The organism is Pseudomonas sp. BJa5 (genome assembly GCF_030272875.2).
Classification (GTDB): Bacteria; Pseudomonadota; Gammaproteobacteria; order Pseudomonadales; family Pseudomonadaceae; genus Aquipseudomonas.
The window spans coordinates 157,106-177,220 of sequence record NZ_JALRNG020000002.1; the positions used below are offsets into that span (position 1 = coordinate 157,106).

Below are 20,115 nucleotides of genomic sequence, written 5' to 3' on the forward strand. Positions count from 1 at the left end.
GCCCCGCGATGCGGTGGTGCAATCAATCGCGGGGCAAGCCCGCTCCTACAATTGGTTGTGTCATCCCTGCTTCTTGATGATCGCCTCACTGATGCTCGCCGGCGCCACGGCGTACTTGGTGAACTCCATCGAGAAGCTGGCCCGGCCCTGGGTCATCGAGCGCATCGAAGTGGCATAGCCGAACATCTCGCCCAGCGGCACCTCGGCGCGGATCACCTTGCCGGCCGGGGTCTCGTCGCCATCCTGGATCATGCCCCGGCGCCGGCTGAGGTCGCCGAGGATATCGCCCTGGTACTCCTCGGGCGTTACCACCTCGACCTTCATTACCGGCTCCAGCAGCACCGCGCCGCCTTTTTGCGACAGTTGCTTGGTGGCCATGGACGCGGCGATCTTGTAGGCCATTTCGTTGGAGTCGACGTCGTGGTACGAGCCGTCAAAGACCGCTGCCTTGAGGCTGATCAGCGGGTAGCCGGCCAGCACGCCGTTCTTCATCTGCTCCTCGATGCCTTTCTGGATCGCCGGGATGTATTCCCGCGGTACCACGCCGCCAACGATCTCGTTGATGAACTCCAGCCCTTCCTTGCCCTCGTCGGCGGGGGAGAAGCGGATCCAGCAGTGGCCGTACTGGCCGCGCCCACCGGACTGGCGGACGAAGCGGCCTTCGATCTCGCAGGTGTTGCTGATCTTCTCGCGGTAGGCCACCTGGGGCTTGCCGATATTGGCCTCGACGTTGAATTCGCGGCGCATGCGGTCGACGATGATGTCCAGGTGCAGCTCGCCCATGCCGGAGATGATGGTCTGGCCGGTTTCCTCGTCGGTCTTGACCCGGAACGACGGGTCTTCTTGGGCCAGCTTGCCCAGGGCGATGCCCATTTTCTCCTGGTCGGCCTTGGTCTTGGGCTCTACCGCCACCGAGATCACCGGGTCCGGGAAGTCCATGCGTTCGAGGATGATCGGCTTGTCCATGTCGCACAGGGTGTCGCCGGTGGTGACGTCCTTCATGCCGATCAGCGCGGCGATGTCACCGGCGCAGACGTCCTTGATCTCGGCGCGCTGGTTGGCGTGCATCTGCACCATGCGGCCGATGCGCTCTTTCTTGCCCTTGACCGAATTGAGCACGGCATTGCCGGAACTGAGCACACCGGAGTACACCCGGGCGAAGGTCAGGGTGCCGACGAAGGGGTCGGTGGCGATCTTGAAGGCCAGGGCCGAGAACGGCTCATTGTCGTCGGCGTGGCGTTCCAGGTGTTTCTCTTCGTCGTCCGGGTCGGTGCCCTTGATCGCCGGGATCTCGGACGGCGCGGGCAGGTAGTCGATGACCGCGTCGAGCATCAGCGGCACACCCTTGTTCTTGAACGACGAGCCGAGGATGGTCGGGACGATTTCGTTGTTCAGGGTGCGCTTGCGCAACCCGGCCTTGATCTCGTCGATGCTCAGCTCCTCGCCTTCGAGGAACTTCATGGTCAGCTCGTCATCGGCTTCCGCCGCCGCCTCGACCATGTGTGCGCGCCATTCGTCGGCCAGCGCCTGCAGCTCAGCCGGAATGGCTTCTTCGCGGTAGCTGGTGCCCTGGTCGTCTTCGTTCCAGTAGATGGCCTTCATCTTCACCAGGTCGATCTGCCCGACGAATTTCTCCTCGGCACCGATGGCCAGCTGGATCGGCACCGGGTGATGGCCCAGGCGCTGGTCGATCTGCTTGACCACGCGCAGGAAGTCGGCGCCCTGGCGGTCCATCTTGTTGATGTAGGCCAGGCGCGGTACATGGTACTTGTTGGCCTGGCGCCAGACTGTTTCCGACTGGGGCTCGACGCCATCGGCGCCGCTGAACACCACCACGGCGCCGTCGAGCACCCGCAGCGAGCGCTCCACTTCGATGGTGAAGTCGACGTGGCCGGGGGTGTCGATGATGTTGAAACGGTACTTGTCGGCGAACTGCTTGGTCGAGCCCTGCCAGAACGCGGTGGTGGCCGCCGAGGTGATGGTGATCCCGCGTTCCTGCTCCTGGGCCATCCAGTCCATGGTCGCGGCGCCGTCGTGCACCTCGCCCATCTTGTGGTTGACCCCGGTGTAGAACAGGATGCGTTCGGTGGTGGTGGTCTTGCCGGCGTCAACATGGGCGACGATGCCGATATTGCGGTACAGCTCGATGGGGGTGGTGCGCGCCATGATGGGTCACCTGAGGTTGTTGCTGAAGAAGGGATTCTCCCAAGGTAGCAGAAGTGGGGCGGTCTGCACGGCGCTCCACGGATGAACAGGGATCATCCATGGACGGCGCAAGCATCGGTTGTAAAGCGCGGGGCGGCTGTCGCTTAATGGTTCTATTCGACTGCCTCTGGAGCCCTTCAATGCCGCTGGAAAAACCCTTGGACGCCTGGTGCCGGAGCCACCCGCTGATCGCCGATCTGGTGGCGCTGCGCCCCATTGACTGGTTCAACCCGCAGATCGCGCCGAGCGCGCAGGCGTTGAGCGATGTACCGCTCAGTGGCGAGGATGTGCGCGAGGCCAGCGAGCGCTTGCAGCGTTTTGCCCCCTTCATCCAGTCGGCCTTTGCCCAGACGGCGGCCAGCAATGGCATCATCGAGTCGCCGCTGCTGCCGCTGCCGGCCTTGCAGGCGCAGTTGCGCGCCGAACATCGGTTGCCCGAAGGCGGCGCGCTGTGGCTCAAGGCCGATAACCTGCTGCCGATTTCCGGTTCCATCAAGGCCCGGGGCGGTATCTACGAGGTGCTCAAGCACGCCGAAGACCTGGCTTTGGCCGGCGGCCTGCTCAAGCCGGGCGACGATTACGCCAGGCTCGACAGCGCAGAGGCCCGGGCGTTCTTCAGCCAGTACAGCATTGCCGTGGGCTCCACCGGCAACCTCGGCCTGTCGATCGGCATCATCAGTGCGCGCCTGGGCTTCAAGGCCACGGTGCACATGTCGGCCGATGCCCGGCAATGGAAGAAGGACCGCCTGCGCGACCATGGTGTGGAGGTGCGCGAGTACAGCGCCGACTACAGCGTGGCGGTGGAGCAGGGGCGTCGCGAGGCCGAGGCCGACCCGCGCTGTCATTTCGTCGACGACGAGAACTCGCGCAACCTGTTCCTCGGTTACGCGGTGGCCGCCGAGCGCCTGCAGCGCCAGTTGAACGAGCAGGGCATCCCGGTCGATGCCGAGCATCCGCTGTTCGTCTACCTGCCTTGTGGCGTCGGTGGCGGCCCCGGCGGGGTGGCCTTCGGCCTGAAGCTGGTGTTCGGCGATGCGGTGCATTGCCTGTTCGCCGAGCCGACCCATTCGCCGTGCATGTTGCTTGGCGTCTATACCGGCTTGCACGATGGCGTGTCGGTGTACGACTTCGGCATCGACAACCAGACCGCCGCCGACGGCCTGGCGGTAGGCCGGCCCTCGGGCTTTGTCGGACGGGCCATGCAGCGCCTGATCGACGGTTACTACACGGTCGACGACGCCACCCTGTACCGCTTGCTGGCGCAGCTGCAGGCGTGTGAAGGCCATGAGCTGGAACCTTCGGCGCTGGCCGGGGTGCCGGGCATGGTCCGGGTGCTGCAGGAGCAGCAGGGCTATCGCCAGCGCCTGGGCCTCAGTGAGGCGCGCATGGCCCGGGCCACCCACCTGGTCTGGGGCACCGGCGGCAGCATGGTGCCGCGCGAGGAAATGGACGCCTACCTGGCCAAAGGCCGCGCCGAGCTGGCCGGGCACTGAACATGCTCAACCTGCCACCACGCCTCGGCACTCGCCTGACCGGCGCCCAGTTTGCCAATCTGCACACCTTTGCCGTGGCGGCGCGGCACCTGAGCTTTACCCTGGCGGCCGCGGAGCTGTGCCTGACCCCCAGTGCGGTCAGCCACCGCATTGCCCGGCTGGAGCAGGCGCTGGCCGTGCGCCTGTTCGAACGCCTGACCCGGCGCATCCGCCTGACCCCGGAGGGCGAACGCCTGTACCGGCTGGTGCAGGGGTTGGTGGAGGATCTGGAGGAAGCGCTGCATGAAGACTCGACGGTCAGCGGGCCGTTGACCCTGTATGCGCGGCCGTCCATCACCCAGTGCTGGCTGGTGCCCAGGCTTGCGGATTTCCAGCAGCGCTACCCGCAGATCAGCCTGGACATTCGCACCGGCAACGAGGCGGTGGACTTTCGTGCCCGGCACATCGACCTGGCGTTGCTCTATGGCGACGGCGAGTACCCCGGGCTGGTCAGCCAGCCGTTGATGGCCGAGCAACTGGCGCCGGTCTGCAGCCCGCAGTATGCCGAACGCCATGGCCTGATCGGCAATCCCGAACAATTGCGCCAGTGCACCCTGCTGCACGATGCCCTGGCCTGGGAGCATGCGGCCTTCGATGCCGAGTGGCAGCGCTGGGCGCGCGGGCGAGGGCTGCAGGCCTGCCTGCCGGGTGCCTGCCTGACGTTCGACCGTTCGGACCTGTGCGCGGTTGCCGCGAGCAACCATGTGGGGGTGGCGATGGGGCGTCGGCAACTGGTGCAGCCGCTGATCGACCAGGGCTTGTTGATGCTGCCCTTGGGCGACTTCGAACCGGTGGCCGGGCAGGGCTACTACCTGGTGCATCCGCCACGCGAGCCGATGCCGATGCGGGTCCGGGTGATGATCGAGTGGTTGGGGCAGATGTACTGAGGCGGTCTGGTTTTACGGCCGCTTCGCGCCCGATCGCAGCCTATCGGCAGCGCCCACAGCGTCCGGGGCAGGCCGGGAGCCCCTGTGGGCGCTGGCGAAGCCTGCGATCGACTGCGCAGCAGTCGCAACCGGGTCAATGCGTGGGGGCAGGTTTACGGTCGTGTGTGCTTAGCGCCGCGCATGCACACCGCACAGGGCCGGTACCCCGCCGCCCGGGCCGTTTCGGCGTCGAGAAAGAACACCCGGTGCTGCACATAGCCGCCCCGGGCGATAGCCCGCAAGGCGCACGGGCAATCGAGGCGGCCATAGACCTTGCTGCGCCGATGACCGCCCAGTTCACCGGGCTGGTCGCTCAGGTACTCGACACCATCGGCGCCGAGCAGGCGCCAGGGCCCGCTGCCCATGCTCAGAACCAGCGGTCGTTGCGCTTGCGCCCGCGGGTCAGGGCCGGGAGGATCAGGCCGACCAGCAGGCCGGCACCGGCGATGCCGCCGCCGTAGACCATGTAGCGCATCAGCACTTGCTTGTTCTCGTCGCCCAGGCGCGCCTGGGTGCTGCGCAGCTCCGACTGGGTGTCGCTCAGTTCGCCAGTGAGTGCCTTGTTGCGCGCTTCCAGCTCATCGATCAGCGCCTTGCGCGAATCCAGGGTCTCCTGCATGCCCTGGACCCGGGACTTCCAGCTGTCGTCAATGGTTTTCAGCTTGTCGCCCAGCTGGGTCACCTGCTCGGTCAGTTGCGGCAGGCGTTCGGCCTGGCCGGGGACGCTTTGCAGATCGTTGCTGGGAATCCATACCGTATCGCCGGCTTCGCCGCGCACCTGGCTGTAGTTGCCCTGGGTGCCGAGCAAGGTGACTTTCTGTCCGGACTTGAGGTTGCCGACGATGCGATGGCCATCGGTAGGGCCGCTGCGCACGTAGGTGGTCAGGCTGTCGCTGACCCAACGCTCGCTGCTGGTGGGTTCTTCGGCCTGCACGGTGCCGCTCAGGCCAATCAGGGTAGCGATCAAACCGATGACAAGTCGGTTGCGCGGGCGCAGGTGGGGAGAGTTGGGCATGGTGGTCTTCGCGTGAATAAACAAAAAAAGCCCGAGGAGTGGGCCGGTGAGTCTGGGCGTGCGCGCAGGCCGCCAGGCTGACAGACCATGTTTCTGCAGGCAGGTTCACTGAAGAGTGTAGGAAAATGACAGCAAATGTTGCGGGCACAGGTTGTGCCCGCAATCCGGGGGAGGGGCTGGATCAGCTGACGACGCGGTAGCAGGGCACGTATTCGGCGCCACCGGGCAGCTTCATGCGGTGCTGGGCGACGAAGGCCTCCAGCAGCTTGCCCAAGGGGTGCATCACGGCGGCATCGCCGTGGATTTCGTACGGGCCTTGCTCCTCGATCAGGCGGATACCCTTGTCCTTGACGTTGCCGGCAACGATCCCGGAGAACGCCCGGCGCAGGTTGGCGGCCAGTTCATGGGCCGGCAGGTCGTGGCGCAGTTGCAGGCCGGCCATGTTCTCGTGGGTCGGGTCGAAGGGGCGCTGGAAGCTTTCTTCGATCTTCAGCAGCCAATTGAAGTGGAAGGCATCGTTACGCTCGCGGCGGAACTGCTTGACCTCCTTGAGCCCTTCGACCATCTGTCGGGCCACTTCGGCGGGGTTGTCGATGATGATCTGGTAGTGCTGCTGGGCCGCGTCGCCCAGGGTGGCGCGGACGAAGGCATGCAGCTGCTGCAGGTAGGGCTCGGCGCTTTGCGGGCCGGTGAGGATGACCGGGAACGGCAGGTCGCGGTTGTCCGGGTGCATGAGGATGCCGAGCAGGTACAGGAACTCTTCGGCAGTCCCGGCGCCACCGGGGAAGATGATGATGCCGTGGCCGACGCGGACGAAGGCTTCCAGGCGTTTTTCGATGTCCGGCAAGATCACCAGTTCGTTGACGATCGGGTTGGGCGCCTCGGCGGCGATGATGCCGGGTTCGGTCAGGCCCAGGTAGCGGCTGCTGCTCATGCGTTGCTTGGCATGGGCGATGGTCGCGCCTTTCATCGGCCCCTTCATCACCCCCGGGCCGCAGCCGGTGCAGACATCCAGTTTGCGCAGGCCCAGCTCGTGGCCGACCTTCTTGGTGTACTGGTACTCCTCGCTGCTGATCGAGTGACCGCCCCAGCACACCACCATCTTCGGCTCCACGCCCGGGCGCAGGGTGCGCGCGTTGCGCAGCAGGTGGAAGACGTAGTCGGTGATGCCCTGGCTGCTTTCCAGGTCGATGCGCTGGCTGGCCAGTTCGCTTTCGGTGTAGACGATGTCGCGCAGGGCGCTGAAGAGCATTTCACGGGTGCTGGCGATCATTTCGCCATCGACGAAGGCATCGGCCGGGGCATTGAGTAGCTCCAGGCGCACGCCGCGGTCCTGCTGGTGAATGCGTACCTCGAAGTCCTTGTAGGCTTCGAGGATGGTCTTGGCGTTGTCGACATGCGCGCCGGTGTTGAGGATGGCCAGCGCGCACTGGCGGAACAGGGTGTAGAGACTGCCGGATCCGGCTTCACTCAGTTGCTGTACTTCTCGTTGGGACAGTGTTTCCAGGCTGCCTTTGGGGCTGACAGATGCATTGATAACTTCACGTTGGGGCATTCTGGTTTTCCTGTGAGCGATTAAACGTCCTTCTTCTGCACACCACCATACCGAGAAATTGTTGCTGCAACGAGTGTCTTTGCGCTCGGGCCCTTCAGCGAACTTCCGGGTCGGCTTTCCAGCCGACGGCCTGCAAGGCCTGGAGCAGTTGTTCGGGCTTGAGCGCCAGGGCCTGGTTGCCATTGGCATGCAGGTCGGTGGCGGCCAGCAATGCATTGAGTATGGCCTCTTCCACCGCGTCTGCCGCAGCGCCGAACAACGCCGAGATATGGTCATTGTTGACCATCTGCACGGTGCTGGTGGGCTGGCCCGGGCGGCCGACATTGGTCACCGGCAGGTCGCTGTTGCCCACCGAGAAGGCCAGGAAGATGTCGCCGCTGGTGTCTTCGGTGCCGCCGCCGACCCGCGCCAGGCCGACGCTGGCGCGCTGGGCCAGGCGGGTGCACTGGTGCGGCAGCAGCGGCGCGTCGGTGGCCAGGGTGACGACGATCGAACCCATGCCGGCCTCGCCAACGTTGTCGCGGCCAGCGAAGGGCGAGGGCAGCGCGCCCAGTACCCGGCCCACCGGATAGCCGCCGACCCGCAGCGCGTCACGCACGCCGTAGTTGGCCTGCACCAGGGCGCCGACGGTCCAGCCGCCGGCCTCGGCGCTCAAAACCCGCGAAGCAGTACCGATACCGCCCTTGAACTCGTGGCAGATCATCCCGGTGCCGCCGCCCACGCAGCCCTCGGCCACCGGCCCGCTGCGGGCGTCGGCCAGTGCCGCCTGGACGTGCTCGGCGCGCACGTGCTGGCCCCAGATGTCGTTGAGCACGCCGTCGTAGGTTTCCAGCACGGTGGGCATGCACCAGTAGGTGTGTTGCTTGCCCATCTCACGCTCGGCGCTGACCAGGGCATCGCGGACCACGCCGACGCTGTGGGTATTGGTGTAGGCGATCGGCGTGGTCAACAGGCCCGCTTCGCGGATCCACTCAAGGCCAGTGGCATCGCCATTGCCATTGAGTACGTGGACCCCGGCAAAGCAGGGCTGCAGGTGCGCCGCACCAGGCCGTGGCTCGATCACCGTGACCCCGGTATGCACCGCCCGCTCGCCGTCTTCGCGGTGCAGGGTGTGGTGGCCCACGCGCACGCCGGGCACGTCGGTGATGGCGTTGTACACGCCCGGCTTGCCCACGCCAATACGAATGCCAAGGTCACGAATACGCATGTTGCACTGCTCCGTCGGGAAGGTTCGAAGGCCGGCTGCCAGTATGCCCGCCCGGGGATCATGCCACGCATGACAAAGGGGACGAGCAACGGCAATACTGCGCGCCGGTGGTGCAGAGTCTAGGAACTCGACCCGCCCTTGGCGATTACCCCCAGTCGTTACCCCCCAGGAGTTATCGGTGCACAGCCTATTCGAAGCAGCCGCCCATCATCAGGGGCTGGCCAAGGTGGTCGAGCAGTTGGGCCGGCCGGGTTTCTGGCAACAGACGCTGGTGCTGCTCAACCAGATGCTGCCGTTCGACAACGGCCTGGTGATCTTCACCGAGTACGACCAGCCACCGCGGGTGCTGGCCGAATTCGATCGCGGCTTCAGCAGTGCGCCGTCGCCCATGCCCCTGTACCTGAGCGGCCTGTACCTGCTCGACCCGTTCATCCAGGCCATGGGCGAGGGGTTGGCCGATGGCGTCTACCGCATGGAAGAGGTGGCGCCCGATGAATTTCGCCAGAGCGACTACTTCCAGAACTACTTCCGCTCGGCCATCGGCGAGGACGAGCTGCAACTGATCCTCAACCTGGCCCCCGGGCAGATGCTGGCGATTTCCCTCGGCGCCAGCCAGCGGTTCGAGACCACTCACCTGGGCCAGATGAGCCTGTACGCGCCCTGGCTGATGGCGCTGGTACGCCAGCACTGGCGCCTGCAGCACCCGGCGCAGGACGAGCAGGCCCAGGTCACCCCGGTGGAGCGTGCCCTGGAACATTTTGGCAGCGACACCCTGTCGGCCCGCGAGCTGGAAATCGCCCGCCTGGTATTGCGCGGCAATTCCAGCAAGGCGATTGCCAAGCGCCTGGCCATCTCCCAGGAGACAGTCAAGGTGCACAGGCGCAACCTGTATGCCAAGCTGGGTGTTTCGTCACAGTCGGAATTGTTCAGCCTGTTCCTGCAACGGCTGGGTCAGGCACAACCACAGGAGTGAGTGATGCTGCGGATATTGGGCAAGGCTTCATCGATCAACGTGCGCAAGGTGCTGTGGACCTGCGCTGAACTGGACCTGCCATTTGCACGGGAAGACTGGGGCTCGGGCTTTCAGTCTACCCACAGCGAGGCCTTCCTGGCACTGAACCCCAATGCCATGGTGCCGGTGATCCAGGATGGCGACTTCGTGCTGTGGGAGTCCAACAGCATCATCCGCTACCTGGCCTCGCGCTATGGCGACGAGCAGCTCTACCCGTCGGCGCCTCAGGCCCGGGCACGGGTGGATCAATGGATGGACTGGCAGGCCACCGACCTCAACGATGCCTGGCGCTATGCGTTTCTTTCGCTGGTACGCCAGTCTCCTGCGCACCAGGACCCGCAAGCCCTGGCCGCCGCCTGTGCCAACTGGGCGCGGAACATGACCATCCTTGAGCGCCAGCTGGAGCGTACCGGCGCCTATGTCAGCGGCGCCGCCTTCTCGCTGTCCGACATTCCCATCGGCCTGTCGGTCAACCGCTGGATGCAGACACCGCTAAAGCGCCCCGAGCTGCCAGCGGTTCATGCCTACTACGAGCGCCTGAACGAACGCGAGGGCTACCGCCTGTACGGGCGCAACGGCACGCCGTAAGGCCTCACTGGTCGAGTGCGGTGAACAGCGCGTGGGCCGCTTTCACCCGCTCGTCATTGGGGTAGTTCTTGTTCGCCAGCAGCACGATGCCGATACGTTTGGACGGCACGAAGGCCACGTAGGCGCCAAAGCCATTGGTCGAGCCGGTCTTGTTCAGCAGGGTGTCCGGCGGCAGGCGGGTCGGCTTGAGCCAGGTCACCGGATGTGGCTTGAGGGCCATGGCGGTCGAGTTGCCCTTGAGCAGGTGTCGCAGGCTGGTCGGGTAGCGATAAGTTTCCCAGCCCAGGCCCTGGGTCATCTCGCCGACCCGGTAATAGCCGGTCTGGGTCAGGGCGATGGCGCGCTGCAGGTCGATGCTCAGCGACTGCGGCTGCATCTGCAGTTCCACGAAGTGCAGCAGGTCGCTGGCCGTGGTTTTCACCCCGTAGGCCTCGGCATCCAGCGGCCCGGGGCCGACCCGTACCGCCTGGTTACCCTTGGTATAGCCTTGGGCGTAGTGCCCTTCCTGCTCGGCCGGTACTTGCAGGTAGGTGTGTTGCAGGCCCAATTGCGGCAGCAACTCGTCGGTCATCACCTCGGTGAAGGGTTTACCCAGGCTCTTGGCCGCCAGGTAGCCGAACAGGCCGAGGCTCGGGTTGGAATACAGCCGGTGGGTGCCGGGGGCGTAGTCAGGTTTCCACTGGGCGTAATAACGGATGACGTCTTTCTCGTCCTTGACCTTGTCGGGGAACTGCAAGGGCAGGCCGCCGGCGCTGTAGGTGCCGAGGTTGAGCAGGGTGATGCCTTCGAACGCGCTGCCCTTGAGGGCCGGCCAGTGCTTGCTGGCCACATCGCCCAGGTTGAGCTTGCGGTGGGCCTGGGCGAAACCTGCCAGGGTGGCGGTGAAGGTCTTGCTCACCGAGCCGATCTCGAACAGGGTGTCGGCGTCCACCGGCTGGTTGGCCTGTATCGAGGCGACGCCGTAGTTGAACACATACTGCTTGCCGTCGACCGACAGGGCGACCGCCATGCCGGGAATGGCCTGCTGCTGCATCAGCGGACGGATCGTGGCCTCGACGCTGGCGGCGACCTGTTCGTCGGTGAGCGGGGCGGCCAGGCTCTGGCCGGCGCCGATCATCAGGGCGAGCCCCGCCACCATCGCGGGCGTGATGCTGCTGTCAGGGTGATTCATCAAACAAGCTTCCATGTGTATTGATCTGATTGAGCGGCTGGCGAAACAACGCCCCGGGCGGCACGCCGAACTGCTTACCGAACGCGGCGATGAAGGCCGACAGCGATTCGTAGCCGCAGGCCAGGGCTACGTCGGTGACACGCTCGCCACGCTCCAGCGCGGGCAGTGCGCTCAACAGGCGCATGCGCTGGCGCCAGAGGCGAAAGCTCAAGCCGGTTTCGCGCAGGAACAAACGGCTCAAGGTCTTTTCCGAGACGCCCTGCTGAGCGGCCCAGTCACTCAGGCGGGTGTCGGCGTCCGGTTGCGCCTGCAACTGCCGGCACAGTTCGCGCAGGCGCTCGTCGAGGGGCAGGGGCAGCATCAACTGCTGCTGCGCCGCCTGTGCCAGTTGGTCGAGCAGCACCTGCACCAGGCGCCCGTCGGCGCCCAGGGGATCGTAATGCACCGGCCCTTCGCTGAAGGTGCGGATCAGCTCGCGCAGCAGCGGGGTAATCGCGATCACCTGGCACTCGGCGGGCGACCAGAGGGCCGGCGGCCGTTCCAGGTAGAGGCTGCGCAGGCAGGTCTGGCCAGGGCAACTGACCCGGTGGCGGACCTGCGCCGGGATCCACACCGCGCGCTGCGGTGGCACCAGGTAGAAACCGGCGTCGGTATGCACCTCCAGCACCCCGTCGATGGCATAGGACAACTGCCCCCAGGGATGGGCGTGGCGGTAGCCCAGGACGATGTTGGGCAGGGCCTGGAGGTGGCCGTAGACCGGGCGCGGCAGCTGGGTCAACTGCTCCAGGGCCTGGGGCTCGGGCAGGGTGGGTTGTCCGTTTGGCGACACTGGCGGGGTGCTGGCGTTAGTGACAAAGGTGCGCAGACCTTATCGTCTGCCTCGCCACCTTAACAAGTCGGAATTGACCATGAAGTACCTGCGGATGCTGTTCGACAACTTCACCCTGGCCCTGCTCGGGGTGATCCTCGTCGCCACCGTGCTGCCCTGCGAAGGCGACGGCGCCCGGGTGTTCGGCGGGCTGACCAACCTGGCCATCGGCCTGTTGTTCTTCCTGCACGGCGCCAAGCTGTCGCGCGAGGCGGTGGTGGCCGGGGCCGGACACTGGCGCCTGCACCTGCTGGTGTTCACCTGCACCTTCGTGATGTTTCCGCTGCTGGGCCTGGCGCTCAAGCCGCTGTTCCTGCCACTGATCGGCGATGAGTTGTACCTGGGTGTGCTCTATCTCTGCGCCTTGCCGGCCACGGTGCAATCGGCCATTGCCTTCACCTCGCTAGCGCGCGGTAACGTGCCGGCGGCGATCTGCAGCGCGGCGGCGTCGAGCCTGCTGGGCATCGTCCTGACGCCCTTGCTGGTGGTGTTGCTGATGGGCGTGGAGGGCGACAGCGGCTCGAGCCTGGACGCGGTATTGAAAATTGTCCTGCAACTGCTGGTGCCCTTTGTCGCCGGGCAACTGGCGCGGCGCTGGATCGGCCACTGGGTGGCGCGCAATGCCCGCTGGCTGAAGTTCGTCGACCAGGGCTCGATCCTGCTGGTGGTCTACAGCGCCTTCAGCGATGCAGTGGTCAGCGGCCTGTGGCACGCGGTGGCGCCGCCGCGGCTGGCGGCCCTGGTGCTGGTCTGCTGTGTGTTGCTGGCGCTGGTGCTGGGAGGTACGGCGAGCCTGGGGCGACGATTGGGTTTCGACCTCGAAGACCGTATCACCATCCTGTTCGCCGGCTCGAAAAAGAGCATGGCCACCGGCGTGCCGATGGCCCAGGTGCTGTTCGTCGGCGGCGGCATCGGGGCGATGATCCTGCCGTTGATGATCTTCCACCAGATCCAGTTGATGGTCTGCGCGGTGCTGGCCCAGCGCTACGCGGCCCGTACGCAGGCGTCGGCGCTGGGAGCAGATCCCTTTTGAGCGGCAGTTGTGTGCGGGATTCGCCAGCCAATGCCTTGCGGGGATACGGCGGAACAACGGTATAATGTAATATTATATCGTAATAATAGGTGTTACATGCCGCCAGCCAGTGCCCGCCTGCAGTCCATCGACGCCCTGCGCGGGCTGGTGATGCTGTTCATGCTGCTCGACCATGTGCGCGAGACCTTCTTCCTCCATCGCCAGGTCGGCGACCCGATGGAGGCTGCGAACGTCGCTCCCGAGCTGTTCTTCACCCGGCTACTCAGCGCCCTGTGCGCGCCGGTATTCATCTTCCTGACCGGTTTGTCGGCCTGGCTCTACAGCCAGAAACACAGCCGCGCCGACACCTCGCGGTTCCTGCTGAAACGCGGCCTGTTCCTGGTGCTGCTGGAGCTGACCCTGGTCAACCTGGCCTGGAACGGCACCTTGTTAGCGCAAACGCTGTGGTTGCAGGTGATCTGGTGCATCGGCCTGTGCATGATCGTCCTGGCGGCGGCCCTGCACCTGCCGCGCGGGCTGTTGCTGGGGCTGGGGGCGTTGATCGTCGGCGGGCACAACCTGCTCGATCCGCTGGTGCTGGGCCCCGGTTCGCCCTGGTTCACTCCCTGGGCGATCCTGCACCAGCGCGATTTCATTGAACTGGGCGAGGTTACCCGGGCGCGCACCACCTACCCGGTGCTGCCGTGGATCGGGGTGATCCTGCTGGGCTGGGGCGTGGGGCCCTGGTTCGCCCAGGGCGTGCCGGCCAGGCGGCGTGTGCGGCGCTTGCTGGGCTGGGGCGGCGGCCTGCTGCTGGCGTTCGTCGGCCTGCGCTACCTCAATGGCTACGGCGAGCAACCCTGGGTGGCCATGGGCGATGCGCTGCGTACCACCATGAGTTTTCTCAGTGCGCGCAAATACCCACCCTCGCTGTTGTTCCTGCTGCCGACCCTGGGCCTGGGCCTGGTGTTGCTGGCCGTGCTCGAGCGCCAGCAGGCGCGGCGCTGGGTGCCGGTACTGGCGCTGTTCGGGGCGGCGCCGATGTTCTTCTACCTGCTGCACCTGTATGTGCTCAAGGCGCTGTACCTGGCGGCCGTGGCGGTGTGGGGCCTGAACCAGGGACAGTACTTCGGCTTTGAAGGGGTCGGCGGCGTATGGCTGTGCAGCCTGGCCCTGGCGTTGCTGCTGTATGTCCCGACGCGCTGGTTCGCGGCGCTGAAACAGCGGCGTCGGGATATCGCCTGGCTCAAGTACTTCTGAGCCGGGTCATTCGTGGCAGCAGTGCTTGGCGGCTTCGGCGCCCTCGTAGCGGTCGTGATGGCGAACCCAGTCCATGGTGCCTTCCTCGTTGCGGCCCTTGGGCATCAGGTCGAGGAAGTTGTAGGCGCCGACCAGGATGTCCAGGCCTCGGGCATAGCTTGAGTAGGTGTGGAAGATCGTGCCGCCCGCATCGCGATAGAACACGCTCAGGCCCGGCAGCTCGGTCTCGTTGCCGGCATAGGGCTCGTAGTTGTACTGGTTGATGCCCTCGGCGCCGGCGCTGACGCCGAACTCCTGGTTGAAGCTGCTGGCGTGGGACGAGACCCAGGGGAAGGTCCAGCCCATGCGTTGCTTGAACGCCTGGAACTGGGCGAAGGGCGCGTGGGACACGGCCACCAGCGAGACATCGTGATGGGCCAGGTGCAGGTTGGCGCCGTCGAAATGGTCGGCCAGGAACGAACAGCCGCTGCAGCCTTCGCTCCAGCCGTCGCCGAACATGAAGTGGTAGACCAGCAGTTGGCTGCGTCCGGCGAACAGGTCGGCCAGGCTCAGGCGGCCCTGGGGGCCTTCGAAGCTGTAGGCCTGGTCGATACGCACCCAGGGCAGGGCGCGGCGGGCCCTGGCGAGTTCGTCGCGCTGGTGGGTCAGGGCCTTTTCGTGCAGCAGCAACTGGCGGCGGGCGCTGAGCCATTCGCTGCGCGAGACCACCTGCGGGTTGTGATAGTTGTCCATGGGTACGCTCCGGTGGGGGGAATGTACGGATGGTCGATTGCCGGCGCAGGGTTTCGACAGCGCAGGTGAATCGGGCGATGAACGGTGCCGGTTTGCGCCTGCAGGCGGTCGCGCCGCCGGCATATTTTGCGATTCTGGGGAACTAACTACACTAGGATTTCTCTATGATGGCATCGGCCAGCCAGCGGGGGGCATTGTAAGGTGACCGCCGCCTGATTAGACTGCGCCGAATTTCGTACGCAAAGCCCTTGTTAAGGACGTATATGATCAAGAAATGCTTGTTCCCGGCTGCCGGTTACGGCACCCGCTTCCTGCCTGCAACCAAAGCCATGCCCAAGGAAATGCTGCCGGTGGTGAACAAGCCACTGATCCAGTACGGCGTTGAAGAAGCGCTGGATGCTGGGCTGAACGAGATTTCCATTGTTACCGGTCGCGGCAAACGCGCCCTGGAAGACCACTTCGACATCAGCTACGAGCTGGAAAACCAGATCAAGGGCACCGACAAGGAAAAATACCTGGTCGGTATCCGCCGTCTGCTCGACGAGTGCTCGTTCTCCTACACCCGCCAGACCGAAATGAAAGGCCTGGGCCACGCGATCCTGACCGGTCGCCCGCTGATCGGTGACGAGCCGTTCGCCGTGGTGCTGGCCGACGACCTGTGCGTCAACCTCGAAGGTGACGGCGTACTCAAGCAGATGGTCAAGCTGTACAAGCAGTACCGCTGCACCATCGTTGCCATCATGGAAGTCGACCCGCAGGAAACCAGCAAGTACGGCGTGATCGCCGGCGACCTGATCGGTGACGACCTGTACCGTGTACGCAACATGGTCGAGAAGCCAAAGCCGGAAGATGCACCGTCGAACCTGGCGATCATCGGTCGCTACATCATGACCCCGGACATCTTCAAGCTGATCGAAGAAACCGAGCCGGGCAAGGGCGGTGAAATCCAGATCACCGACGCACTGATGAAGCAGGCCCAGGACGGCTGCGTGATCGCCTACAAGTTCAAGGGCAAGCGTTTCGACTGCGGTGGCGCCGAAGGCTACATCGAGGCGACCAACTTCTGCTTCGAGAACTTCTACAAGACCGGCAAGGCTTACTGAGTCCTCGGTGTTGTCTGAAAAAGCCACCTTCGGGTGGCTTTTTTGTTCCCGGCTGGTGAGTCGGGGTATGCTGTCGGCCTGGCAAGGAGACTGAAATGGCCTACGATTTTGATCTGTTCGTGATTGGTGCCGGTTCCGGCGGTGTGCGTGCTGCGCGTTTTGCGGCGGGCTTCGGCGCGAAAGTGGCGGTGGCCGAAAGCCGTTACTTGGGCGGCACCTGTGTCAACGTCGGCTGCGTGCCGAAAAAGCTGCTGGTCTATGGTGCGCATTTTGCCGATGACTTCGAGCAGGCCGCAGGCTTTGGCTGGTCGCTGGAAGATGCCCAGTTCGAATGGGGCAAGCTGATCGCCAACAAGAACCGCGAGATCGAGCGGCTCAACGGCATCTACCGCAACCTTCTGGTCAACAGCGGCGTGACCTTGCTCGAAGGCCACGCCAAGCTGACCGGCGCCCATGAAGTGGAAGTCGAGGGCCAGCGCTACAGCGCCGAGCACATCCTCATCGCCACCGGCGGCTGGCCGCAGGTGCCGGACATTCCGGGCAAGGAACTGGCCATCAGTTCCAACGAAGCTTTCTTCCTCAAGGACCTGCCCAAGCGCGTGCTGGTGGTCGGTGGCGGTTATATCGCCGTCGAATTCGCTGGCATCTTCCAAGGACTGGGGGCGAAAACCACCTTGCTCTACCGCGGTGACATGTTCCTGCGCGGCTTCGATGGCGGGGTGCGCACGCACCTGAAGGAAGAGCTGGAAAAACGCGGCCTGAGCCTCAAGTTCAACAGCGACATCGCGCGTATCGAGCGCCAGGACGACGGCAGCCTCAAGGCCACCCTCAAGGACGGTCGCGAGCTGGTCGCCGACTGTGTGTTCTACGCCACCGGGCGGCGGCCGATGCTCGACAACCTGGGCCTGGAAAACACCGGTGTGGAGCTCGATGCCCGTGGCTTCATCCGTGTCGATGACCTGTACCAGACCACCGAGCCATCGATCCTGGCCGTTGGCGATGTGATCGGGCGGGTGCAACTGACCCCGGTCGCCCTGGCCGAAGGCATGGCCGTGGCCCGTCGCCTGTTCAAGCCCGAGCAGTACCGCCCGGTGGACTACCAGAACATCCCGACCGCGGTGTTCAGCCAGCCACCGATCGGCACGGTCGGCCTGACCGAGGAGCAGGCGCTGGAGCAGGGGTACAAGGTGCAGATCTTCGAAAGCCGTTTCCGGCCGATGAAGCTGACCCTGACCGAGGTCCAGGAAAAGACCCTGATGAAACTGGTGGTCGATGCCGACACCGACCGGGTGCTGGGTTGCCACATGGTCGGCCCGGATGCCGGCGAGATCATCCAGGGCCTGGGCATCGCCCTCAAGGCCGGGGCGACCAAGCAGCAGTTCGACGAGACCATCGGCGTGCACCCGACGGCGGCGGAAGAGTTCGTCACCCTGCGTACGCCTGCGCGTTAAGCTACCTCAATCGCGGGGCAAGCCCGCTCCTACGGATCTAGGTAGGAGCGGGCTTGCCCCGCGATAGCATCAAAACCGCTATCGACATCCCCACCTTATAGCCAAAACCAATCGGCAACATCAGCTTTGCCAATGAGCATTGATCCAATGTATTGGCTACGATTCTCCCATCAGTTTTTTCAACCCCTGAAGGAGAGTCACTCATGCCTATCATCAACAGCCAGGTTAAACCGTTCAAAGCCACAGCTTACCACCAGGGCAAGTTCGTCGAAGTGTCTGAAGCCGACCTGAAGGGCAAATGGTCCGTGGTCTTCTTCTACCCGGCCGACTTCACCTTCGTCTGCCCGACCGAGCTGGGCGACCTGGCCGACAACTACGCCGAGTTCAAAGACCTGGGCGTGGAAATCTACGGCGTGTCCACCGACACCCACTTCACCCACAAGGCCTGGCACGACACCTCGGACACCATCGGCAAGATCCAGTACCCACTGATCGGTGACCCGACCCACGTCATCTCGCGCAACTTCGACGTGCTGATCGAAGAAGCCGGTATCGCCGACCGTGGCACCTTCGTGATCAACCCGGAAGGCCAGATCAAGATCGTCGAACTGAACGACGGTGGCGTAGGCCGCGACGCCAGCGAACTGCTGCGCAAGATCAAGGCTGCCCAGTACGTCGCTGCCCACCCAGGCGAAGTCTGCCCGGCCAAGTGGAAAGAAGGCGAAGCCACCCTGGCGCCATCGCTGGACCTGGTCGGCAAGATCTAAGACCGTGAGCCAGCCGAGGGCGGTGGCCGCCCGCACCTGACGTTGTCACCGCCCCGCAAGACGCCCGGGCGCTTTCGCCCGGGCGTTGTTATTTCTACCGTTTGAAAAAGGAATCGCCCGTATGTTGGACGCCACGCTTAAAACTCAGTTGAAAGCCTACCTGGAGCGGGTCACTCAGCCGATCGAGATCGTCGCTTCCCTCGATGACGGCGCGAAATCCCGCGAATTGCGCGACCTGCTGGTGGAAATTGCCAGCCTGTCGACCCTCATTACCTTGCGCGAGGACGGCAACGACGCCCGTCGCCCGTCGTTCTCGCTCAATCGCCCGGGAGCCGATATCAGCCTGCGCTTTGCCGGCATCCCCATGGGCCACGAATTCACCTCGCTGGTGCTCGCCCTGCTGCAGGTCGGCGGTCATCCGTCCAAGGCCAGCGCGGAAGTGATCGAGCAGATCAGCGCACTCAAGGGTGAGTTCAACTTCGAAACCTACTTCTCGCTGTCGTGCCAGAACTGCCCGGACGTGGTCCAGGCGCTGAACCTGATGGCGGTGCTCAACCCCAATGTGCGGCATGTCGCCATCGACGGTGCGCTGTTCCAGGCCGAAGTCGAGTCGCGCAAGGTCATGGCCGTGCCGAGCGTCTACCTCAATGGCGAAGTGTTCGGCCAGGGGCGCATGGGCCTGGAAGAGATCCTCGGCAAGCTGGACACCAGCGCCGGCGAACGCCAGGCAGAGAAAATCAACGCCAAGGACGCCTTCGATGTGCTGGTGGTCGGCGGTGGCCCGGCCGGCGCCGCGGCGGCCATCTATGCGGCCCGTAAAGGCATCCGCACCGGCGTGGCTGCCGAGCGCTTCGGCGGCCAGGTGCTCGACACCATGGCTATCGAGAACTTCATCTCGGTCCAGGAAACCGAAGGGCCGAAACTGGCCATGGCCCTGGAAGAACACGTCAAGCAGTACGACGTCGACATCATGAACCTGCAGCGCGGTGAAGCGCTGATCCCGGCTACCGACGGCGGTCTGCACGAAGTGCGCCTGGCCAGTGGCGCCTCGCTCAAGGCCAAGACCGTGATCCTGGCCACCGGTGCCCGCTGGCGCGAAATGAACGTGCCGGGCGAGAAGGAATACCGCAGCCGTGGCGTGGCCTACTGCCCGCACTGCGATGGCCCGCTATTCAAGGGCAAGCGCGTGGCGGTGATCGGCGGTGGCAACTCCGGCGTGGAAGCGGCCATTGACCTGGCGGGCATCGTCGCCCAGGTGACCCTGATCGAGTTCGACAGCCAGCTGCGTGCCGACGCCGTGTTGCAACGCAAGCTGCACAGCCTGCCCAACGTCAAGGTGATCACCGGCGCGCTGACCACCGAAGTGCTGGGCGATGGCGAGAAGGTCAACGGCTTGCGCTACAAGGACCGCAACAGCGACGAGCTGCACGACCTGCAACTGGAAGGCATCTTCGTGCAGATCGGCCTGCTGCCCAACACCGACTGGCTCAAGGGCACGGTCGAGCTGTCGCCGCGGGGCGAGATCATCGTCGACTCCCGTGGCCAGACCAACCTGCCGGGCGTGTTTGCCGCCGGTGACGTGACCACGGTGCCGTACAAGCAGATCGTGATTGCCGTGGGCGAGGGGGCCAAGGCTTCCCTGGCGGCCTTCGATCATCTGATCCGGACGTCGGCGCCGGCCTGACGAGCCTTATCGCGGGGCAAGCCCGCT

At 64.8% G+C, this 20,115-nt stretch carries 18 protein-coding genes; 10 read left to right on the forward strand and 8 right to left on the reverse strand.

Going from position 1 to position 20,115, the window contains the following annotated elements; genetic code table 11:
- Positions 1-60: 60 nt before the first annotated feature.
- On the reverse strand, positions 61-2,166 hold the full coding sequence (fusA, locus tag M2D63_RS01945; protein WP_285861065.1) for an elongation factor G: 2,106 nt from the start codon (positions 2,164-2,166) through the stop codon (positions 61-63).
- A gap of 179 nt (positions 2,167-2,345) precedes the next feature.
- Here fusA and dsdA point away from each other — a divergent pair, with 179 nt between their 5' ends.
- Entirely contained in the window at positions 2,346-3,698 is a 1,353-nt protein-coding gene (gene dsdA / locus M2D63_RS01950) for a D-serine ammonia-lyase (protein WP_285861066.1), read from the forward strand.
- A 2-nt stretch (positions 3,699-3,700) separates the two neighbouring features.
- Positions 3,701-4,624: a DNA-binding transcriptional regulator DsdC gene (gene dsdC, locus M2D63_RS01955; RefSeq protein ID WP_285861067.1), complete on the forward strand. Its 924-nt coding sequence runs from the start codon at positions 3,701-3,703 to the stop codon at positions 4,622-4,624.
- 152 nt (positions 4,625-4,776) lie between these two features.
- Here the strand turns inward: dsdC and M2D63_RS01960 are convergent, their stop codons facing one another.
- The 4 genes from M2D63_RS01960 to M2D63_RS01975 all read right to left on the reverse strand — a co-directional run bounded on the left by M2D63_RS01960 (position 4,777) and on the right by M2D63_RS01975 (position 8,440).
- Positions 4,777-5,028, reverse strand: a complete 252-nt coding sequence (locus M2D63_RS01960) for an Ada metal-binding domain-containing protein (RefSeq protein WP_285861068.1) — start codon at positions 5,026-5,028, stop codon at positions 4,777-4,779.
- Between the two features lie 2 nt (positions 5,029-5,030).
- Positions 5,031-5,678 (reverse strand): TIGR04211 family SH3 domain-containing protein, encoded by a 648-nt coding sequence (locus tag M2D63_RS01965; protein ID WP_285861069.1) that lies wholly within the window; start codon positions 5,676-5,678, stop codon positions 5,031-5,033.
- Between the two features lie 181 nt (positions 5,679-5,859).
- Positions 5,860-7,233: a nucleotide 5'-monophosphate nucleosidase PpnN gene (ppnN, locus tag M2D63_RS01970; protein WP_285861070.1), complete on the reverse strand. Its 1,374-nt coding sequence runs from the start codon at positions 7,231-7,233 to the stop codon at positions 5,860-5,862.
- 94 nt (positions 7,234-7,327) lie between these two features.
- Positions 7,328-8,440, reverse strand: coding sequence for a P1 family peptidase (locus M2D63_RS01975; RefSeq protein WP_285861071.1), 1,113 nt, complete (start codon positions 8,438-8,440; stop codon positions 7,328-7,330).
- A gap of 178 nt (positions 8,441-8,618) precedes the next feature.
- On the opposite strand from M2D63_RS01975, the gene M2D63_RS01980 reads away from it, so the two are divergent.
- Positions 8,619-9,413, forward strand: coding sequence for a LuxR C-terminal-related transcriptional regulator (locus tag M2D63_RS01980; protein WP_285861072.1), 795 nt, complete (start codon positions 8,619-8,621; stop codon positions 9,411-9,413).
- Between the two features lie 3 nt (positions 9,414-9,416).
- The gene (locus M2D63_RS01985) at positions 9,417-10,040 is read left to right on the forward strand and encodes a glutathione S-transferase family protein (protein ID WP_285861073.1); all 624 of its coding nucleotides are present in this window, start codon (positions 9,417-9,419) and stop codon (positions 10,038-10,040) included.
- 4 nt (positions 10,041-10,044) lie between these two features.
- On the opposite strand, the gene ampC is transcribed toward M2D63_RS01985, so the two are convergent.
- Together ampC and M2D63_RS01995 are read right to left on the reverse strand one after the other, a co-directional pair.
- Positions 10,045-11,178, reverse strand: a complete 1,134-nt coding sequence (gene ampC / locus M2D63_RS01990; RefSeq protein WP_405308923.1) for a class C beta-lactamase — start codon at positions 11,176-11,178, stop codon at positions 10,045-10,047.
- Positions 11,179-11,197: 19 nt separating this feature from the next.
- Complete coding sequence (locus M2D63_RS01995; protein WP_285861075.1) at positions 11,198-12,040, reverse strand: helix-turn-helix domain-containing protein; 843 nt, start codon at positions 12,038-12,040, stop codon at positions 11,198-11,200.
- A 79-nt stretch (positions 12,041-12,119) separates the two neighbouring features.
- Between M2D63_RS01995 and M2D63_RS02000 the strand changes: the two genes are divergently transcribed.
- Positions 12,120-13,112 carry a bile acid:sodium symporter family protein gene (locus M2D63_RS02000; RefSeq protein ID WP_285861076.1) on the forward strand — a complete coding sequence of 331 codons (993 nt, stop codon included), beginning with the start codon at positions 12,120-12,122 and terminating at the stop codon, positions 13,110-13,112.
- Positions 13,113-13,208: 96 nt separating this feature from the next.
- Positions 13,209-14,351: a DUF1624 domain-containing protein gene (locus M2D63_RS02005; RefSeq protein ID WP_285861077.1), complete on the forward strand. Its 1,143-nt coding sequence runs from the start codon at positions 13,209-13,211 to the stop codon at positions 14,349-14,351.
- Positions 14,352-14,357: 6 nt separating this feature from the next.
- Here M2D63_RS02005 and M2D63_RS02010 read toward each other — a convergent pair whose 3' ends face one another.
- On the reverse strand, positions 14,358-15,083 hold the full coding sequence (locus M2D63_RS02010; RefSeq protein ID WP_285861078.1) for a thioredoxin family protein: 726 nt from the start codon (positions 15,081-15,083) through the stop codon (positions 14,358-14,360).
- 263 nt (positions 15,084-15,346) lie between these two features.
- Here M2D63_RS02010 and galU point away from each other — a divergent pair, with 263 nt between their 5' ends.
- The 4 genes from galU (at position 15,347) to ahpF (ending at position 20,088) form a co-directional block, all read left to right on the forward strand.
- Complete coding sequence (galU, locus tag M2D63_RS02015) at positions 15,347-16,186, forward strand: UTP--glucose-1-phosphate uridylyltransferase GalU (protein ID WP_010223914.1); 840 nt, start codon at positions 15,347-15,349, stop codon at positions 16,184-16,186.
- Between the two features lie 95 nt (positions 16,187-16,281).
- Positions 16,282-17,637, forward strand: coding sequence for a glutathione-disulfide reductase (gene gorA / locus M2D63_RS02020; protein ID WP_285861082.1), 1,356 nt, complete (start codon positions 16,282-16,284; stop codon positions 17,635-17,637).
- 203 nt (positions 17,638-17,840) lie between these two features.
- Positions 17,841-18,404, forward strand: coding sequence for an alkyl hydroperoxide reductase subunit C (ahpC, locus tag M2D63_RS02025; protein ID WP_038612379.1), 564 nt, complete (start codon positions 17,841-17,843; stop codon positions 18,402-18,404).
- A gap of 121 nt (positions 18,405-18,525) precedes the next feature.
- Positions 18,526-20,088, forward strand: a complete 1,563-nt coding sequence (gene ahpF, locus M2D63_RS02030) for an alkyl hydroperoxide reductase subunit F (RefSeq protein WP_285861087.1) — start codon at positions 18,526-18,528, stop codon at positions 20,086-20,088.
- The last annotated feature ends 27 nt before the right edge of the window (positions 20,089-20,115 follow it).

What these genes read in the sequence shown, in the direction of transcription:
- galU (WP_010223914.1), top strand. Translation starts at nt 15,347, where the DNA reads ATGATCAAGAAATGCTTGTTCCCGGCTGCCGGTTACGGCACCCGCTTC.
- M2D63_RS02005 (WP_285861077.1), top strand. Translation starts at nt 13,209, where the DNA reads ATGCCGCCAGCCAGTGCCCGCCTGCAGTCCATCGACGCCCTGCGCGGG.
- M2D63_RS02000 (WP_285861076.1), top strand. Translation starts at nt 12,120, where the DNA reads ATGAAGTACCTGCGGATGCTGTTCGACAACTTCACCCTGGCCCTGCTC.
- M2D63_RS01985 (WP_285861073.1), top strand. Translation starts at nt 9,417, where the DNA reads ATGCTGCGGATATTGGGCAAGGCTTCATCGATCAACGTGCGCAAGGTG.
- dsdA (WP_285861066.1), top strand. Translation starts at nt 2,346, where the DNA reads ATGCCGCTGGAAAAACCCTTGGACGCCTGGTGCCGGAGCCACCCGCTG.
- M2D63_RS01960 (WP_285861068.1), bottom strand. Translation starts at nt 5,028, where the DNA reads ATGGGCAGCGGGCCCTGGCGCCTGCTCGGCGCCGATGGTGTCGAGTAC.
- ahpC (WP_038612379.1), top strand. Translation starts at nt 17,841, where the DNA reads ATGCCTATCATCAACAGCCAGGTTAAACCGTTCAAAGCCACAGCTTAC.
- M2D63_RS01965 (WP_285861069.1), bottom strand. Translation starts at nt 5,678, where the DNA reads ATGCCCAACTCTCCCCACCTGCGCCCGCGCAACCGACTTGTCATCGGT.
- M2D63_RS02010 (WP_285861078.1), bottom strand. Translation starts at nt 15,083, where the DNA reads ATGGACAACTATCACAACCCGCAGGTGGTCTCGCGCAGCGAATGGCTC.
- dsdC (WP_285861067.1), top strand. Translation starts at nt 3,701, where the DNA reads ATGCTCAACCTGCCACCACGCCTCGGCACTCGCCTGACCGGCGCCCAG.
- gorA (WP_285861082.1), top strand. Translation starts at nt 16,282, where the DNA reads ATGGCCTACGATTTTGATCTGTTCGTGATTGGTGCCGGTTCCGGCGGT.
- ampC (WP_405308923.1), bottom strand. Translation starts at nt 11,178, where the DNA reads ATGGTGGCGGGGCTCGCCCTGATGATCGGCGCCGGCCAGAGCCTGGCC.
- fusA (WP_285861065.1), bottom strand. Translation starts at nt 2,166, where the DNA reads ATGGCGCGCACCACCCCCATCGAGCTGTACCGCAATATCGGCATCGTC.
- ppnN (WP_285861070.1), bottom strand. Translation starts at nt 7,233, where the DNA reads ATGCCCCAACGTGAAGTTATCAATGCATCTGTCAGCCCCAAAGGCAGC.
- M2D63_RS01975 (WP_285861071.1), bottom strand. Translation starts at nt 8,440, where the DNA reads ATGCGTATTCGTGACCTTGGCATTCGTATTGGCGTGGGCAAGCCGGGC.
- ahpF (WP_285861087.1), top strand. Translation starts at nt 18,526, where the DNA reads ATGTTGGACGCCACGCTTAAAACTCAGTTGAAAGCCTACCTGGAGCGG.